At 35.3% G+C, this 1,722-nt stretch carries 1 protein-coding gene; it reads right to left on the reverse strand.

What is annotated here, in order from left to right; all coding sequences use genetic code 11:
* Positions 1–428: 428 nt before the first annotated feature.
* Positions 429–1,670, reverse strand: a complete 1,242-nt coding sequence (gene ilvA / locus BAZ10_RS06400; RefSeq protein ID WP_078771360.1) for a threonine ammonia-lyase IlvA — start codon at positions 1,668–1,670, stop codon at positions 429–431.
* Positions 1,671–1,722 lie beyond the last annotated feature (52 nt).

A 1,722-nucleotide genomic window follows, 5' to 3' on the forward strand; every position in this document is an offset into this window, starting at 1 on the left:
TGAAGTTTTTTTTCAGTCATCTTTATTAACTCTACTCCGCTCTAACAGTCCTTTTATTAACCATTTTTGCGTGGGCAAAACTAATAAATTTTATTAACATGACCAAATCTTTTTTCTAAAAAATTAAATCGTTTTTTCCAGTCTCAATTACCTCCTGCTCCCCTAACAACTCTCATTGTTTAGGACTGCAAAAGTAGAAAAACTTTTTAGAACGACAAAGACTTTTTTGAAAAAGTTTTTAGTATTCTTATTTGTTGATGATCTCTGCGCTTACCTTGATTAAAAAGGTGACTACAAAGATAGGGTAACTACTCTATAAAAAACAAATCGAATTGCTCCGTTTAGACCAAATGTGCATATCTTATATATTCAAACAGGCTATATACAGCAGTTTACAAAGTTATCCTCAGTTATCCACAATGAGCTAACTACCCAATAAGGTTATTAAACAGCAGTTGATCATTATTAAGATAGGTATATTTCAGCATATTCTGATCCATTCTTTTTTTCAGATTTTCAAAGTCTTCAGGGGCTTCAACCTCAATACCTATTACCGCAGGGCCGCTTTCTTTATTATTCTTTTTGGAAAATTGAAAGTAGGTAATGTCATTATTTTCTCCCATAATATTGGTTACAAATTCTTTTAAGGCACCTGGACGCTGAGGAAATTCCAAAACAAAATAATGTTTCAAGCCTTCGTATAATAAGGAGCGCTCTTTTATTTCCTGCATTCTGTCGATATCATTATTGCTACCGCTAATTATACAAACTACATTTTTACCTTTTATTTCTTCTTTAAGCTGATCCAGTACGGCTACCGAAAGTGCTCCTGCAGGTTCAACTACAATTGCATCCTTATTATATAGCTGTAAAATAGTAGTACAAACTTTCCCTTCAGGAACCAACAACATGTCATCCAGATTCTGACTGCATAGATTATAGGTAAGCTCACCGACTTTCTTTACAGCCGCTCCGTCTACAAATCTATCTATTGAGGGAACTTCTTTTGGCTGTCTTTCTTTCAATGCTAAAGTCATAGATGGAGCACCTTCAGGTTCAACACCCACAACTTTTGTTTCCGGACTTACGGATTTCACAAATGTACTGATGCCAGCACACAAGCCTCCACCTCCGTTTGGAACGATTATATAATCTATATTTTTCAGATCCTCATACAATTCTACACCTACAGTCCCCTGCCCTTCGATAATTCGTTCATGATCAAAAGGCGGAATGAATACCATTCCTTTTTCTTCAGTGTAAATTTTAGCTGCCGCTGCACAATCATCGAAAGTATCACCGGTCAGAATAATCTCGATATTGGAGTCTCCAAACATTCTGGTCTGGTCAATTTTTTGTTTTGGTGTAATACTTGGCATAAATATCACTCCTTTTACTCCCATCCTGTTGCAGCTATATGCAACCCCCTGTGCATGGTTTCCTGCACTAGCACATACAACTCCTTTTTTTAACTCATCCGCAGATAAAGATTTCATCATATTATAAGCTCCTCTTAGTTTATAGGAACGTACAATCTGAAGATCTTCTCTTTTCAGATAAACATTGCAATTGTATTTCTTCGAAAGATTCAGATTAAGCTGAAGGGGTGTATGGATCACAACATCTTTGACTCGTTGTGCCGCTTCTGAAAAATTTAAATTCATCATCATTATATATACCTAAACTTAAGTTTCATTTTTGTTATACATATATATAAGGTAT

Origin of the sequence: Elizabethkingia occulta, assembly GCF_002023715.1 — a bacterium.
Taxonomy (GTDB): domain Bacteria; phylum Bacteroidota; class Bacteroidia; order Flavobacteriales; family Weeksellaceae; genus Elizabethkingia; species Elizabethkingia occulta.

Bases quoted from the DNA above. Each gene is read 5' to 3' on its own strand.
- ilvA (WP_078771360.1), bottom strand. From the start codon at position 1,670: ATGATGATGAATTTAAATTTTTCAGAAGCGGCACAACGAGTCAAAGAT.